This is a genomic window from Streptomyces sp. HNM0575 (assembly GCF_012726265.1).
Lineage (GTDB): Bacteria > Actinomycetota > Actinomycetes > Streptomycetales > Streptomycetaceae > Streptomyces.
The window spans coordinates 55,108-70,239 of the sequence record NZ_JAASAG010000019.1; the positions used below are offsets into that span (position 1 = coordinate 55,108).

Genomic DNA, 15,132 nt, shown 5'->3' on the forward strand with positions numbered 1-15,132 from the left:
GTGCGGGCGGCTGCCGCTCGCACCGCACGCCGCATTCGTCACAGGAGGTTCCGTGGTGCGTTGGCCGCTCCTCTCCCGGCAGCCGGCCGGTACGGGCGCACCCGTGCGTCCGGCCGCCCGGCAAGCCCTGCGGTCCGGCGCCGACGGCGTGCTGGACGTGCTGCATCCGCTGATCATGCTCGTGCGCGGGCTGGCCCGGCTGACCGTAAGGGCGCTGCGCTGGTGGTCCCGCGCCCCGAAGGAGCGGCGCGGTCCGGTGCTCTTCCTCGCGGCGGTGGCCGTGATGGCGGTGGCCCTGCTGCCGTGGGGGCCCGCGTTCGCCATGGCCGTACTCGTGGGAGCCGCCGCATGGCAGGGACGCGAGGGCGCGGAGCCCGGCGGCTCCGGCGAGGAGGCGGAGAACTCCCGGTTGCAGGCGGTCTACGAGGCGCTGGTGCCCTGCTTCGCCCTGCGCGACGACCCGGACCCGGAGCCCCTCTACACCTACGACGGCGCGTGGGAAAGAGCCTTCGAGGAGGCCGAGTTCACCGACGACGGGCGCATCGGACGCCTGCTGGTGCGCTATCCGGCCCACTTCCCCGACGGCGACCCCGCGCACCGGCTGGCCGTGGAGCGCCGGCTGTGCGCCAAGTCCGGGCGGGACCGCGAGTACCGCTTCGTATGGGACGAGGAGCGCAACCTGCTGGAGATGACGGCCCCTCAGCCGCTGCCGCAGGGCATCCCCGCCCAGCGTTTCGTGACGGCTCCGGGCGAGATCGTGCTCGGCTTCACCGACGCCGAGGCCGTGCACCGGCGCATTCCCGTGACCGACGGCGGACAGGCGCGCGACGTGCCGCCGGTGGTGTGGCGCACCGGCGCGCGCTCGGCCGAGCCGCACCTGCTGGTGCTGGGCGCTCCCGGTGCGGGGTCGAGCATGCTGCTGCGGTCGGTGGTGCTCCAGGCCCTCGAGCACGGCGACGTCGTGATCGTGGACGGCGGCGGCTCGGGCGATTACGCGTGTCTGACCGGGCGCGAGGGCGTGCTGGCCGTGGAGACCGCGCCGGCCGGCGCGGTCGCGTCCCTGGAGTGGGCGGTGCACGAGACGGAGCGGCGGCTTTCCGCCGCGAGCCGCGCACGGCAGGAGGGCCGCCCCCTGCCGGAGGATGTGCGCCGGCCGCTGTGGGTGGTCCTCGACCGGCCGGCGGTGCTGAGTCATCTGGCCCGTACGGAGGGGCGTCGCGACCCGCGTGAGCTGCTGCGGGTGCCGCTCAGACACGGGCGGGCGGCGCAGGTGACGGTGGTGGTGGCCGAACACTTCGAGTGCGCGGACGAGTTGGGGCGGGCGCTGCGTTCCCACGCCAGGGCGCGGGTGCTGCTCGGTGCGGCCTCGCCCGAGGAGACGTGGGCGGTTCTGGGCGAGGCCACGGTCTCCCCGCCGGGGCCGCAGGCTCCTCCCGGGCGGGGGTTCGCTCGGCTGGGGGCGGGTCCGGTGCTGCGGCTTCAGATCCCGGTGGCGCCCGATCCGCTGGACGAGGCCGCGGGCGAGGCGGGGCGGCAGGCCGTGCTGGGGCTGCTGCCGCCGCTCTGCGCGACGCAGGCCCGGGCCCTCGCGGGACAGGCGACGGCCACGGACATGACGAAGAGAACGGAACCGCACCGGTCCGGGGCGCCCCGGTTCGAGGCGCACGGGCCCGGGGCGCACAGATCCGAGACACACCGGTCCGAGACGCATGGGCCGGGGGCGTCCTAGCCGGGTCGTCCACGCCGCCGGGCCGAGGGCTCAGGCCACGTAGGTGCGCGGCACGTCCCCTTCGGCCACGGCTCCCGTACGTACCAGATCGGCGGCCTTGGCCAGGCGCGCGACGGCTTCGCCGACCACCGGGCCCGCCACGGTGAACAGCAGCCGCACATAGCCCTCGAAGGCACCGTCGACGCCGAAGCGCGTCCCCGCGGGCACCCGCACCCCGATCCGCTCGCCCGCGTCGGCGATGCGCGAACCCGACAGGCCGCCCGTGCGCGCCCACAGCGTCAGTCCCCCGCTCGGGACGGTGAACTCCCAGTCGGGCAGCCGCTCTTGGAGCTCGGCGACGAGGGCGTCACGGTTGGCGCGTGCGCCCGCGCGGCGCGCGGCGACGGCCGACTCCCATCCGTCCCCCGTCATCAGCCGGGCCACGGCGAGCTGTTCGAGCACGGGGCTGCCCAGGTCGGCGTAGACGCGGGCGGCGACGAGGCTGCGGATCATCTCGGGCGCCGCCCGTACCCAGCCGATGCGCAGTCCCGCCCAGACCGCCTTGCTGACGGAGCCGACGGTGATGACCGTGGAGCCGCCGGGGTCGAACGCGGCCATCGGACGCGGGAGTTCGACGTCCTCGTCCAGGGTCAGGTCGGTCATCGACTCGTCGGCGACGAGGACCGTACCGGCGGCGCGTGCTGCCTCGACCATCTCGCGGCGCTGCCCGTCGGGGGCGAGCGCGCCGGTGGGGTTGTGGTAGTCGGCGATGACGTACGCCATGCGCGGCGCGCTCTCGCGGTACGCCTGCCGCCAGGCGGGCAGGTCCCAGCCGGACAGGCCGCCGGCCATGGGCACGGGCACGAGGCGGGCCCCGGCGTCGCGCAGCAGGTGCAGCACGTTCGCGTACGAGGGGTGCTCGACGGCGACGCGCTCGCTGCGCGGCACCAACTGCCGTGCGAGCGCCGCGACCGCGCCCATCGCACCCGTGGTGACCATGATCTGCTCGGGCATCGTCGGCACGCCGCGCGCCGTGTAGCGCGCGGCCAGGGCCTCGCGCAACGCGGGCAGTCCGCCAGGGTAGTTGCCGTGGGTCCCGGTGTAGGACGCGAGATCGCCGACCGCGCCCTGGAACGCGTCGGTGAGGTAGGGCTCCGGCGCCAGGAAGGTGGCACAGGCCAGGTCGATCACCGACCCGGCGGACTCCGGTGGCAGCGGCTCCAGTCCGCGGGTGGGCAGCGGCTTGCCCGCGGGCACGGCGGTCCAGCTGCCCGAGCCGCGCCGCGAGGCGAGAAAGCCGTCGTTGCGCAGCGCCTCGAAGGCGGCGGCCACGGTCGTACGGCTGACGCGCAGCGCCGCCGCGAGCTCCCGCTCCGCGGGCAGCCGGGCGGCCACCGGGATGCGGCCCTCCAGCACGAGAAGGCGCACGCCGTCGGCGAGTGAACGGTAGGCGGGCACCCGGTGCCCGGCGTCGGCGGCGGTGGCCGCGCGCTGCGACGACAGCAGCCGGGCCAGCTGAGGTGCACCGACGGCAGAGGTCCACTGCACCATGTGTGCGGTCCACCTTCCTCTGATTGGCCATGGATGTGGCCTGGTTCGTGGTTCCAGACTGCCATGCGGCGGTTCTCCGGCGCCAGCAGCGGACCGGCCGGCACCGCACGGCGGCAGGGCAAGGCAGGGAAGGAGCGAGCGTTGGCACATCCGACGTCACGTCAGGGCAGACGGCTCGGCCGCCGCCTGGTGCAGCTGTACGCGGGACTTCTGCTCTACGGGGCGAGCATCGGCCTGATGGTGCGCTCCGGCCTCGGCCTCCCTCCGTGGGACGTGCTGCACCAAGGGCTCGCACGGCTCACCGGTCTGTCCATCGGCACCGTCTCGATCATCGCGGGCGCCCTCGTACTGCTGCTGTGGCTGCCGATGCGCCAGCGCCCGGGGCTCGGCACCGTCTCCAACGTGGTCCTGGTGGGGCTGGCGATGGACGGCACCATCTGGCTCGCTCCCGCGCCGCAGGCGCTCGCGCTGCGGATTCCGCTGGTGGCGGTCGCGGTGGTGCTCAACGGCGTCGCCACCGGCCTGTACATCTCCGCCCGCTTCGGGCCGGGGCCGCGGGACGGGCTGATGACGGGCCTGCACCAGGTCACGGGCCGCTCGGTGCGCCTCGTACGCACGGCGATCGAAGCGGCCGTGCTCGTCTCCGGTCTGCTGCTGGGCGGCACCGCGGGCGCGGGCACCGTCGTGTACGCCCTCGCCATCGGACCGCTCTCCCAGCTCTTCCTCCGCGTCTTCGCCGTGCCCCGGCCCCAACCGGCACCGGCGGACGGCACTTACGGCCCCGTACCAGCGGCTGGCTCCCGCGTGGTGGCGCGCGGCACCTGCCCGCAGGCCGGCGACACCGCGTCCCCCGTCCCCTCGGATCAGGGGCAGCGGCGCGCATGGTGGCGCAGGGGCGCGATACTGCGGCGGTGACCTCCGACCCACGCCCTCCTGCACACCCCGCCGCCGTGCTGCGGCGCAAGCCGCGCCATCCGTTCCTCGACAACCGCGGACCGCTGGCCCTCGCCCACCGCGGCGGTGCGGCCGACGGCCTGGAGAACACCCACAGCGCCTTCGCCCGCGCCGTCGGCCTCGGCTACCGCTATCTGGAGACGGACGTGCACGCCACGGCCGACGGCGTCCTCGTCGCCTTCCACGACGAGACGCTGGACCGGATGACCGACGCGAGCGGCCCGATCCGCGCACTGCCCTGGTCGCAGGTGCGCCGCGCCCGCGTCGGCGGCCGTGAACCGCTGCCCCTGATGCGGGAGTTGCTGCGGGCCTTCCCGCAGGCGAGGTGGAACATCGACGTCAAGGCCGAGGCCGCGCTCGTACCGCTGCTGGAGCTGCTGGAGGAGCAGGACGCCTGGGCGCGCGTGTGCGTCGGCTCGTTCGAGGAGGACCGGGTGGCGCGGGCCCAGTCCATGGCCGGTCCGCGGCTCGCGACCTCACTGGGGACGCGGGGCGTGGTGCGGCTACGGCTGCGTTCGTACGGGCTGGTACCGGTCCGCGCGGTACGCGCCAGCGCGGTGTGCGTCCAGGTTCCCGAACACCGGTCGGGGATCCGGGTGGTGGACCGGGCCTTCGTACGCGCGGCACACGCCCGGTGGATGCAGGTGCACGTATGGACCGTGAACGAGAGAAACCGGATGCGGGAGTTGCTCGACCTGGGAGTTGACGGCATTGTGACCGACCACATCGAGACACTGCGCGACGTCCTCATCGAGCGGGGTGCGTGGACGCACGGGTCCGGAGCCCGGTAGGCCGTCGTTCTCAAGCCGCGACGGCGGACCGTGGTCCCCGCCGCCCCCGCGTCCGCCACGGCCGGACGCCGCGTACCGGAGCCGCGCACGGCGCCGCAGAGCGAGAGGGCATGGCTGTGAGTGCTGTCGTGACCGGCGCCGGGGACGGGACGGCCGGGCGCCGCCGTGAGCAGCGGGGCTGGTACTTCTACGACTGGGCGAACTCCGTCTTCTCCACCAGCGTGCTGACCGTCTTCCTCGGCCCGTATCTGACGCAGGTCACCAAGGCGGCGGCGGACGCGGACGGTTATGTGCATCCGCTGGGCCTCGACGTCCGCGCGGGCTCCTACTACGCGTACGCGGTCTCGCTCTCGGTGCTGCTGTCGGTGGTGGTGATGCCGCTGGCGGGCGCGGTCGCCGACCACACGGGACGCAAGAAGCCGATCCTGGGGCTCTTCGCGTACCTCGGCGCGGGCTCGACGGCCGGGATGTTCTTCCTGGACGGCGAGCGCTATCTGCTGGGCGGTGCGCTGCTGGTGGTCGCGAACGTCTCGTTCGCCACCTCGGTCGTGATCTACAACGCCTTCCTCCCCCAGGTCGCCGGCCCCGAGGAGCGCGACGCGGTCTCCTCACGGGGATGGGCCTTCGGCTACGCGGCCGGCTCGGTGGTGCTCGTGGCGAACCTGGCGCTCTTCCTCCAGCACGAGGCGCTGGGCGTCACCGAGGGGACCGCCGTGCGGATCTGCCTCGCCTCCGCCGGCGTGTGGTGGGCGGTCTTCACCGTCGTACCGCTGCTGCGGCTGCGGGAGCGTCCCGGCGCGGTCACGGGCTCCCGCTTCTCGCTGCTCGACGGCTGGCGCCAGCTCGCCGGGACCTTCCGCGAACTGCGGCGCTACCGGCTGACGATGCTCTTCCTGCTGGCGTATCTCGTCTACAACGACGGGGTGCAGACCGTGATCACCCAGGCGTCGGTCTTCGGCTCGGAGGAGCTGGGCGTGGACCAGACGACGCTGATCGGCGCCGTGCTGCTCGTACAGGTGCTGGCGGTGGCGGGTGCGCTGCTGATGGGGCGGATAGCGGCCCGTCACGGGGCGAAGCGCACGGTTCTCGGCTCGCTGGTGGCGTGGACGGTGATCGTCGGCGCCGGCTATTTCCTGCCCGCCGGGGCGCCGTTGTTCTTCTTCGCCCTCGCTTCGGGAATCGGTCTGGTGATGGGCGGCAGCCAGGCCCTCTCACGCTCCCTGTACGCGCAGTTGGTGCCCGCGGGCAAGGAGGCCGAGTTCTTCTCTCTGTACGAGGTCAGCGACCGCGGAACGAGCTGGCTGGGCCCCCTCGTGTTCGGACTGGCCTATCAGCTGACGGAGAGCTACCGTGCTGCGATCATCTCGCTGGTGGTCTTCTTCGTACTCGGCTTCGTCCTGCTGCTGCGGGTCCCGGTCGATCGGGCCGCGGCGGCCGCCGGAAACCCGGAACCGGAGCGGATTTAGGACTTGCGGGGGCGGCGCGGTAGTGTACGCCCCCGGCTCGCCGGATGGACCGTTACTGCACGCCAAAGAGATGAGAACGCTGGGTGACATCTCCTGTCAGTTGTGACAAACCGGTCATTGGTGGGTACACGAAGGGCGGCACGACGGGCGACGCATCCCCTTTTCGGGAATCTTCACCGCCGACCGGACGTTGAGCAGATGACGACGACAGCGACACCTGTCCTGTGGGCGACAAGCCCGGGAGGCACGAATTCATGAGTGAGCGAGCTCTTCGCGGCACGCGACTCGTGGTGACCAGCTACGAGACCGACCGCGGTATCGACCTGGCACCGCGCCAGGCCGTGGAGTACGCATGTGAGAGCGGCCATCGTTTCGAGATGCCGTTCTCTGTCGAGGCCGAGATCCCGCCGGAATGGGAGTGCAAGGTGTGCGGCGCCCAGGCACTCCTGGTGGACGGCGAGGGGCCGGAAGAGAAGAAGGGCAAGCCCGCGCGTACGCACTGGGACATGCTCATGGAGCGGCGCACCCGTGAGGAGCTCGAGGAGGTCCTCGCGGAGCGGCTGGCCGTACTCAGGTCCGGCACGATGAACCTCGCGGTGCATCCCCGGGACGGCAACAACAACAAGCGTAAGTCCGCGTAAGCGGGCAGTGAGCGCGGGCCGGTGACCTACCTTGGCAGGTCACCGGCCCGCGCTGTGCTGTGTCCGGGCACGTCGTGGTCCGGCACATCGTGCGCTCAGCGGCCGGGCGGCTCGTCGTCGCGTACGACCTCGCCCTCGACGACCTTCCCGTCCGGCTTGTGCATCCGCATCTGCTCCTCCGCCTTGCGCGCCTGCTGATAGGCGTCGCCGACGGTGCCGGGCGCGAAGCCGGAGCGCCGGTCGAGGTAGCGCCGCGTGGTGCGCCTCATCAGCGCGGCGGTGGGCGGGAAGAGGCACAGCAGCCCCGCGACGTCGGAGACGACGCCGGGCACCATGATCAGCAGACCGCCGAGCATCGTGAGGGCGTTGCCGCCGCCGTGCCGCTCGGTGCTCTCCGGCGGCGCCTGTCCCGTCTGGGCGGCGCGCTGCGCCTGCTGGACGCTCTCGGCAAGCCGGCTCCAGGCCCGGCGCCCCGCGCGCTTGATCACGTAGACGCCGAGGAGGAAGCCCGCGACCAGCAGCGCCAGCACCGCGAGGCCGCCGGCGGTCTCACCGATGACGATCAGCAGCCAGATCTCCAGCAGCGCCCAGGCCGCCATGGCCAGCGGGACGAACGTACGGCCCCGTGAACGGCGCGGTCCGCCGGGGCCCGGCTCCTGCCCTCCGTGGCCGGAACCCTCGTCGTGGGGCGGCTCGTACGGGTACGGTGCGCGGCTCGTCATGCCTCAAGTGTGCCTGCGGTCGAGGGCCCGCTTCACGCGGCCCTCGACTCCCCAGGCCGTGACCCGCCACAGCGCCTCGACCATGATGTCGCGGCTCATCTTCGAATTGCCCCGTACCCGCTCCACGAAGGTGATCGGGACCTCGACCACGTGGTATCCCGCGCGCACCGCACGGTTGGCGAGATCGACCTGGAAGCAGTAGCCCTGCGATGCCACCGCGTCGATGCCCAGTCCCTCGAGGGTCTCGCTGCGGAAGGCGCGGAAGCCGGACGACCCGTCCGCCGGGGACCCAGCGCGATCCGAGCACGAGGTCGGAGCCCTTGAGCGCCGTGAGCAGCCGGGGCAGTTCCTCGGGCTGGTGGGAGCCGTCGGCGTCCATCTCCACCAGCACGCCGTAGCCGTGGTCGATGCCCCAGCGGAAACCGGCGAGGTAGGCGGCGCCCAGTCCCTGCTTGCCGGGCCGGTGCAGTACGTGGACGTGCTCGTCGTGCGCGGCGAGTTCGTCGGCGATCTTGCCGGTGCCGTCGGGGCTGTTGTCGTCGGCGATCAGGATGTGCGCGTCCGGCACGGCCTTACGCAGACGGGCGCTGACGGATTCGATGTTGTCGGCCTCGTTGTACGTCGGGATGATCACGAGAACCGTGCCGAGCGGTCCGTACCGCCGCGCCTGTCCGCCGTCCGTCACCGCTGCTGCCCCTCTTGCTTCCGCCCTGCATCGGTCTGCGTCTGCGCCGCGAGCGGAGTGGGCGAGGTGTGCCGGAGGCCGGTCCGGCCGCGGCGCCGGCCTGCGTACCACGCCGCGGCACAGGCGAGAACGCCCACCATAGCGATCACCCACTCCGGGACGGCGCCGACGCGGTCAGCCGTGGTGATCTCGTCCCGCAGCGGCAGCTCGGCACTGATCACGTCGCGCTCGAACTCCCCTGTGCGCTGCTTGATAGTGCCGTCCGGGGCGACGACGGAGCTGATGCCGCTGGTGGCCGCGGTGACGACGGCGCGCCCGTGCTCGACGGCGCGCAGCTTGGACATGACCAGCTGCTGTTCGGGCTGGCCCGTCCTTCCGTAGGTGGCGTTGTTCGTCTGGACGACGAGGGCGCGGGCGCCCGCGTTGACGGTGTCGCGCGGGATCTCGTCGTAGGCGACCTCGAAGCAGATCACGTCGCCGAGCCGCGCCGGTCCCGTCTGAAGGACGCCCGAGTGGTCGCCGGGCCAGAAATCGCGCGGGATCTGCTGGAGGCGGGTGATGACGGTGCTCAGCTCGTCGCGGAAGGGCACGTACTCGCCGAAGGGCACGGGGTGCTGCTTGGTGTACGACTTGCCGGGCCCCTTCCGCGGGTCCCACACGATGCCCTGGTTCTCCACGTACCCCTTGGTTCCGGGGTGGTCGACGAGCGCCCCGACGAGGATGGGGACACCGACCGCCTTGGCCGCCTCGTCGATGCGTTCGCGGGCCTCGGGCCAGCGGTAGGGGTCGAGGTCGGAGGAGTTCTCGGGCCAGATCACCAGCTCGGGCTTCTCGGCCTTGCCGGCCTTGATCCTTCGCGCGAGGTCGAGGGTGGCGTCGACGTGGTTGTTGAGGATCTTCATCGGGCGGCCGAGGAAGTTCATGCCCGGCTGTTCCACATTGCCCTGCACGACGGCGATGTCGGCGGAGTCGTCCGCGGCCGTCGGCACGGGCACGGCGTAGCCGGCCGCGGTGACGGCCGTCGCGAGAGCCAGGGACGACACCAGTGGCACGAGGGTGCGCCGGCGGGATTCCGTACGGGCGGACGGCTCCGCGGATGCGACGGCCGCGCGGCCCTCCTCCTCCGCTCCGCCGCTGTCGCCCTTGTCCGCGCCGTCGCCCTTGTCCGCGCTGTCACCGGTGCTCGTGCTGTCGCCGGTGCTCGTGCCGGGTCGCGTGCCGCGCATGCGCCACAGGACGAGGGCCGCCGCGGCGAGCGCCGTACCGGTGAGGGCCGCGGCGAAGGTGACCAGCGGGGCGCCGCCGAGCGCGGCGAGCGGCGTGTACGGCGAACCGGTGTTGGCGAAGGCGAGCCTGCCCCACGGGAAGCCCCCGAAGGGCAGACGGTCGCGGGCCCACTCCTCCGCGACCCACAGGCAGGCCCCCCACAGGGACCACAGCGGCAGCCGGGAGGTGGCGGCGAGCGCGGCGCCGAGAGCGGCGAGGAAGAGCGACTCGATGAACGCGAGCCCCACGACCGCGTCCCAGCCGACGACGTGCAGCCACCGCAGCAGCATGATGAAGAAGGGCCAGGCGAAGGCGAATCCCGTCCAGGCGCCCTGGCGGGCGGTGCGGCCGCGGGTGAGCAGGCTGAGCGCGGCGACGGACAGCAGGGACAGCGGCCACAGGCCGTACGGGGGGAAGGCGAGGGCCAGCACGATTCCGGCGGTGACGGCGCAGGCCGTGCGCACCGCCTCGCGCCGTATGAGGGCTCCGAGCCGTTGCAGCCGCCCGGCGCGCGCACCTCGTCCGGCCGGGGCGGCTTCATCGGGACGTGAGCCCGGGTCCGGGGACTCGGCGGCCGTGGGCTCTGCCGGGACGTCAGCGGGCGCGGGCGCTGCGGGGACGTCCTCGCCGTCCGTGCCGGGCTCGAAGCGGTCCGCCGCGGTGGCGGCGCCGCGCGCTCCCTCGCCGTTCTCGGCTTGCGCGGCCCGCGAGCCGCCGCGCTGCGTGCCGTCCGCGCCGTTCGGGCCGGCGGCGGGCCCGTCGGCTGCGGATGCGGCGGTGGTCTCGGAACCCGATGGCAAGGTCGCGCCCTTCCTGCAAGGTCGTGCGGTGGTGAAGCGACCGTATAACGACGTTCGGCCTCCGCGGGTCCAGGGCTGGGAATGCCAGGGGCGGGCAGCGGGGCGGAACGCCCTGCGCAGACGGCACGCAGCGCGGCGGAGCACATGCCGAGCGGAAGCACGGGAGGCGAGGGAAGTCCCCGGGGGCGAAGGGGCGCTGAGAAGAAGCGGAGCGCGGGCGGCTTCCGCCGCTCGCCGCGCTCGCCGTCAGGTGGTCGTCCCCAACGGGAGTCGTCGCTGCGGGTCGGGGCCCGGTGCCCTTCGGGCCGACCTGGGACCCGCTGGCTGCGAGTCGACCGAGAGCCGTTGTCTACTGAGCATCCGGGCCCCACCCGGGTCACACCCGCCGGCCGGCCTCGACCTTCCGCCCCCGTGCCGCGGGCGCTGGACCTGGCTCCCAGTGGTGATGTCCCGGTGCGGCACACCACCCCCTGGCCCAGCGGCGTTCGACGACTGCGCGGGGAATGGCCGGCCGGACGTCCTGTGGTGGACTTGGCTGAACCTACCCGTCGGCGGGCGTCGCCTGTCAACAGCCACGCTACCTGCGGCGTTTCGCCGAATCAGCAGGTCAGTCCGGCGTGAGAGCCGCGAGGGCGACAGGCTGAGGGGGCGTCGGCAGGCCTCAACATGCCCTCGTACATCACTCGTTCGGCCGCTCGTGGACGGTGCGTCCACCGACGACGGTCCGCAGGCACACGGGCAACGGGCCGCCGGGCGTGAAGTCTGGCAGACCGGGAGTGCCGGAGCGCGGATCCGTCGACCAGTTGGCGACGCGCAAGTCGGGGGCCTGCACCACCAGTTCACCGGTACGCCAGAGCGCGTAGTCCGCCGGTGCGCCGGGGGCGAGCACGCCGCCCTCGTCATCGCCGACGGCGCGGCGCCCGCCGCGGGTGTGCGCGGTGAAGCCGCCGCGTACTGAAATGCGGTGCTGCGGCGTGCGGTGGAACGCGGCGGCACGCACCGCCTCCCAGGGCCCGAGGGGTGTGACCGGGCTGTCGGAGCCGAACGCGAGGGGTACGCCCGCGCGTTGGAGGGCCGCGTACGGATTGAGGCGGGCGGCGCGCGCCTCGCCGAGACGTGCCGCGTACATCCCGTCGGTGCCGCCCCACGCCGCGTCGAACGCGGGCTGCACCGACGCGGTGAGTGCGAACTCCGCGAAGACCGCGACGGATTGCTCGTCCATCATCTCGGCGTGCTCGACGCGGTGGCGTGCGGCGCGCACCCGGTCCGTGCCGACTCGGCCTGCGGCCGCGCGCACGCCTTCGGCGACCGCGGTCACGGCGGCGTCTCCAATCGCGTGGAAGCCTGCCTGGAGGCCGGCTTCGGTGCAGGCGGCGACATGGGCGGCGACGCCGTCGGCGTCGAGGTAGGCGCTGCCCGAGTGCGGCGCGTCTGCGTACGGGGCGGTCAGATGCGCGGTGCGGGAGCCGAGTGAGCCGTCCACGAAGAGGTCGCCGGCGGCGCCGACCGCGCCGAGGCGCCGGATGCGGGCGGCGTCGGCGGGCGAGGTGACGGGTTCGGCCCAATAGCCGTGCACGCGTGGGCCGTTGCCCTCGGCGGCGAGCGCCAGCAGGGCGGTGAAGTCGTCCTCGCCGGAGATGCCGGGCCCGGCGCACTCGTGCACGTCTCCGATGCCGAGGGAGGCCGCGTGGCCGAGTGCGGCGCGCTGGGCCTCGGCGCGGCGGGAGGGGGTGAGGGTGGAGTGTGCTCGTTCGCGTACGGCGTGGTGTGCGTCCCGGGTGAGCGGTGCTCCGTCGGCGAAGCCGGTCAACTGGGCGACGCCGGGGACGAGTTCGAGGAGGGCCGTAGTAACGAGGGCCGAGTGCACGTCCGTACGGGACAGGTAGAGCGGACGGCCGCCCGCCGCCTCGTCGAGTTCCGCCCGGGAGGGGTGGCGGCCCTCGGGCCAGTGGGTGGCATCCCAGCCGTGGCCGAGCAGTACGGGGTCGGCGGGGCGTGCCGCGGCGTACTCGCGGATGCGGGCGAGAGCGTCGCCGAGGGTGGGCGCTCCCGTCAGGTCCAGGCCCGTGAGCGCCAGTCCTGTGGCGGTGGTGTGCACATGTGCATCCGTGAACGCGGGGGTGACGAGCGCCCCTTCGAGGTGGACCACCTCGTCCACGCCTTCGGCGAAGGAGTCGGCCGCCGATTCGGAGCCGACCCAGGCGATGCTGTCCCCCTGCACGACCATCGCGGTGGCGAAGGGATCGGCCGGGCTGTGCACCTCCCCGCCGCGCAGCAGGACGGTACGGGTCTCGTGCCCATGGGCGGTGCGCTCACTCATGGCGTCAAGTCTCCCGCCAGGGCGCGCGCGGGCGCCGGGCGGGTCGGGCCGCCGGAGCTGGACTGACCAGGACGCGTGCGGCTGCGGTCAGATCAGCGGGGGGCGTGCCTCGTACGGAGTCGAGAGCACGACCGTCGTACGGGTGGACACCCCGGACAGGGTGCGGATGCGGGCGAGCAGGTGCTCCAGCGCGATGGGCGTGCCCACGCGGACCTTGAGGATGTAGTTCTCGTCGCCGGCGACGCTGTGGCAGGCCTCGATCTCCGGTACCTCGGCGAGACGTTCGGAGATGTCGTCGGGCGCGCTGGGGTCGAAGGGCTTCACCGAGATGAACGCCGTGAGCGGCAGGCCGACCGCTTCGGGGTCGACGAGCGCGGTGTATCCGCGGATGACCCCGCGCTGTTCGAGCCTGCGTACGCGCTGGTGCACGGCCGAGGTGGACAGGCCCGTGGCCTTGCCCAGGTCGGTGTAGCTCATCCGCCCGTCCTTGACGAGCAGGTCGACGATTTGCCGGTCCACTTCCTCCACAGCAGGTCAACCTACTGTGCCGGGCGCACTCCGGCACAGCGGGCGCAGGGAGGAGCGCACATACGGGCGCGGTGTGTGACCAAGGCCACATCGATGCTCCCGTGTCCCCGGGCGTGCGGCGATTATGCGAATGACGCCACGGGAAGTGCTTGCTGAGGCCGGGGCGGGGTGCCCGGCAGGCCCACCCGGAGGGGGATTTGCATGCGCACTGAGAAGCGGTTCCGCACGTCTGTGGCGGCCGCGACGGCGGTGGAGGAAGAAGCGTTGGCCGACAGGGCGTACGAGGACGAGATCTACGACATCTTCCGCGTGGGCTGCCCGGACTGCCGGCAGCCCATCGCGCTCCTCGCGGACGAGGAGAGCCTGCCCGAGCATGCGCTGTGCGCCTCGCCGTGGAACCCGTTCGGGCTGACCGTGTGCCAGGGGTCCGGGCGACCGGCATCCGAAGCGGCGGCCGCCGACGGTGAGGCGGGCGGTGAGCACGGGCTGACGGCGCTGCTGACGCTTCCGGAGGGGCTGGACTGGCGGACCCAGCCGTTCTCGCACGCGGGAGGTCCGCGCACGCGGTCGCTGCTGCGCGAGGGGTGACGACGGCGGGCGGGGCCGCCCGGTCGCGCGGCGTCGCCATCCCGCCGTCCCACCGTCCCGCTGTCCATCCGTCCCCCGCTGTCTCGTAGGGCCGGCCGTCGCCGTCGCCGTGTGCCCGCCGGGGGTCGTGGGCACCCGTACGGCCTCTGAAGGCGACAGCCGAGCGAGGCCCCCATGGCACAGACACGGACACAGACGCAGACAAGGCCCGGGACGGAGTCGTCGCGGCAGACCGGGGACCGGGTGAAGGCGCGGGCGCTGCTGAGGACGCACGGCGAGACGTACGCCGAGCAGGCGGGCATCGCGCTGCGGGACACGCCGTCGCCGCTGTACCGGCTGCTGGTGCTGTCGATGCTGCTTTCGGCCCGTATCCGTGCGGACGTCGCCGTGGCCTCGTCGCGCGCCCTCTCGGACGCCGGGATGAAGGACGCACGGCGGATGGCGGACGCGACCTGGCAGCAGCGGGTCGACGCCCTCGGCGTGGGCGGCTACCGGCGCTACGACGAGCGCACCTCCACCCAGCTCGGGCAGGGCGCGGAGCTGGTGCTGAACGAGTACGGGGGCGATCTGCGCCGCATGCGCGAGGACCCGCGCACCGCGGAACGCCTGCGTGAGGTGCCGGGCATCGGGCCCACGGGCGTCGACATCTTCCTGCGGGAGGCGCAGGAAGTGTGGCCGGAGTTCGGGCCGTACTTCGGCAAGAAGGCGCAGCAGGGCGCGGAGCGGCTCGGGCTGCCGAAGTCGCCCTCGAAGCTGGCGGAACTCGTTCCCGAGCGCGACCGGGCGCGGTTCGCGGCGGCACTGGTGCGTGCGGCGCTCGACAAGAAGGTCGTCGAGGATGCGCGGGAGGCGGCGTAGCGCCACCGCCGCCTCCCGCGCCGCGCAGGGCAGTACCGCTTGCCGCCGTGCAGTGCAGTGCCCGTGCAGGTGGCCGGTGCTGCACAGGTGCTGTACCGGTGCCTGCCGTGATGCGGCGCGGCCGGGCGCTAGCTGTATTGATCACGAGCGTTGTTGACACTTGTGGGTCTTGATCATGGCGAAGGCCTCCGCTGTGGTGGAGCTGTCTAAGGACTGCACCGCAGGGAGGCCTTCGTGTACCACCGTAATGCCCG

12 protein-coding genes and 1 pseudogene are annotated in these 15,132 nt (G+C 73.1%); 7 read left to right on the top strand and 6 right to left on the bottom strand.

Annotated elements, in window-relative coordinates; all coding sequences use genetic code 11:
- The first annotated feature begins 52 nt into the window (after nucleotides 1-52).
- Nucleotides 53-1,729: a hypothetical protein gene (locus HCC61_RS29155; protein ID WP_346777438.1), complete on the top strand. Its 1,677-nt coding sequence runs from the start codon at nucleotides 53-55 to the stop codon at nucleotides 1,727-1,729.
- Nucleotides 1,730-1,759: 30 nt separating this feature from the next.
- Here HCC61_RS29155 and HCC61_RS29160 read toward each other — a convergent pair whose 3' ends face one another.
- A complete protein-coding gene (locus HCC61_RS29160) occupies nucleotides 1,760-3,259 on the bottom strand; it encodes a PLP-dependent aminotransferase family protein (RefSeq protein ID WP_169140707.1) in 1,500 nt (499 codons plus the stop codon).
- Between the two features lie 141 nt (nucleotides 3,260-3,400).
- On the opposite strand from HCC61_RS29160, the gene HCC61_RS29165 reads away from it, so the two are divergent.
- From HCC61_RS29165 to HCC61_RS29180, 4 genes are all read left to right on the top strand, one after another.
- Nucleotides 3,401-4,174 (top strand): hypothetical protein, encoded by a 774-nt coding sequence (locus HCC61_RS29165; RefSeq protein ID WP_240969391.1) that lies wholly within the window; start codon nucleotides 3,401-3,403, stop codon nucleotides 4,172-4,174.
- The gene (locus HCC61_RS29170; protein ID WP_346777439.1) at nucleotides 4,171-5,004 is read left to right on the top strand and encodes a glycerophosphodiester phosphodiesterase; all 834 of its coding nucleotides are present in this window, start codon (nucleotides 4,171-4,173) and stop codon (nucleotides 5,002-5,004) included. The genes HCC61_RS29165 and HCC61_RS29170 overlap by 4 nt, the downstream gene beginning before the upstream one ends.
- A gap of 110 nt (nucleotides 5,005-5,114) precedes the next feature.
- Complete coding sequence (locus HCC61_RS29175) at nucleotides 5,115-6,470, top strand: MFS transporter (protein WP_169140711.1); 1,356 nt, start codon at nucleotides 5,115-5,117, stop codon at nucleotides 6,468-6,470.
- A gap of 254 nt (nucleotides 6,471-6,724) precedes the next feature.
- The gene (locus HCC61_RS29180; RefSeq protein ID WP_169140713.1) at nucleotides 6,725-7,111 is read left to right on the top strand and encodes an RNA polymerase-binding protein RbpA; all 387 of its coding nucleotides are present in this window, start codon (nucleotides 6,725-6,727) and stop codon (nucleotides 7,109-7,111) included.
- 95 nt (nucleotides 7,112-7,206) lie between these two features.
- On the opposite strand, the gene fxsA is transcribed toward HCC61_RS29180, so the two are convergent.
- The 5 genes and pseudogenes from fxsA to HCC61_RS29205 all read right to left on the bottom strand — a co-directional run bounded on the left by fxsA (nucleotide 7,207) and on the right by HCC61_RS29205 (nucleotide 13,432).
- Complete coding sequence (fxsA, locus tag HCC61_RS29185; protein WP_169140715.1) at nucleotides 7,207-7,833, bottom strand: FxsA family membrane protein; 627 nt, start codon at nucleotides 7,831-7,833, stop codon at nucleotides 7,207-7,209.
- Nucleotides 7,834-7,836: 3 nt separating this feature from the next.
- Nucleotides 7,837-8,518: pseudogene (locus HCC61_RS31075) on the bottom strand (polyprenol monophosphomannose synthase).
- Nucleotides 8,515-10,284, bottom strand: a complete 1,770-nt coding sequence (gene lnt, locus HCC61_RS29195) for an apolipoprotein N-acyltransferase (RefSeq protein ID WP_240969400.1) — start codon at nucleotides 10,282-10,284, stop codon at nucleotides 8,515-8,517. Before lnt ends, HCC61_RS31075 begins: the two are co-directional and overlap by 4 nt.
- Nucleotides 10,285-11,263: 979 nt before the next feature.
- Entirely contained in the window at nucleotides 11,264-12,904 is a 1,641-nt protein-coding gene (locus HCC61_RS29200; protein WP_169140717.1) for an amidohydrolase, read from the bottom strand.
- An 87-nt stretch (nucleotides 12,905-12,991) separates the two neighbouring features.
- Entirely contained in the window at nucleotides 12,992-13,432 is a 441-nt protein-coding gene (locus HCC61_RS29205) for an Lrp/AsnC family transcriptional regulator (protein ID WP_169140719.1), read from the bottom strand.
- A gap of 201 nt (nucleotides 13,433-13,633) precedes the next feature.
- On the opposite strand from HCC61_RS29205, the gene HCC61_RS29210 reads away from it, so the two are divergent.
- Together HCC61_RS29210 and HCC61_RS29215 are read left to right on the top strand one after the other, a co-directional pair.
- Nucleotides 13,634-14,020, top strand: a complete 387-nt coding sequence (locus tag HCC61_RS29210; protein WP_169140721.1) for a hypothetical protein — start codon at nucleotides 13,634-13,636, stop codon at nucleotides 14,018-14,020.
- Nucleotides 14,021-14,194: 174 nt separating this feature from the next.
- Entirely contained in the window at nucleotides 14,195-14,878 is a 684-nt protein-coding gene (locus tag HCC61_RS29215) for a hypothetical protein (protein WP_240969392.1), read from the top strand.
- Nucleotides 14,879-15,132 lie beyond the last annotated feature (254 nt).